A 336-nucleotide genomic window follows, 5' to 3' on the forward strand; every position below is an offset into this window, starting at 1 on the left:
GATTGGGGTGAAGTCGTAACAAGGTAGCCGTATCGGAAGGTGCGGCTGGATCACCTCCTTTCTAAGGAATACGTCTCCTGCGACGGAGACATACAAGAAGCATAAGCTTCCAATCGCTTCGTTCATTTGTTCAGTTTTGATGGAATTCATTTTGGGGCCATAGCTCAGCTGGGAGAGCGCCTGCCTTGCAAGCAGGAGGTCAGGAGTTCGATCCTCCTTGGCTCCACCATAGATTTCATCTTTTTTGTACCTTGAAAACTGAATCGCGAAAGTAAAGCTTAGAATCATCCTTTAATTTTAAATAGGAGTTAAAAAGTTTGCTTTTCAGCACCGAGA

At 44.9% G+C, this 336-nt stretch carries 1 tRNA gene and 1 rRNA gene; both read left to right on the plus strand.

Annotated features, from left to right (window positions below):
- Nucleotides 1-61: ribosomal RNA gene (locus PPOP_RS14985) — 16S ribosomal RNA — on the plus strand; the annotation flags it as partial.
- Nucleotides 62-153: 92 nt separating this feature from the next.
- A tRNA-Ala gene (locus tag PPOP_RS14990) sits at nt 154-229 on the plus strand.
- Nucleotides 230-336 lie beyond the last annotated feature (107 nt).

Origin of the sequence: Paenibacillus popilliae ATCC 14706, from assembly GCF_000315235.1 — a bacterium.
Classification (GTDB): Bacteria; Bacillota; Bacilli; order Paenibacillales; family Paenibacillaceae; genus Paenibacillus_B; species Paenibacillus_B popilliae.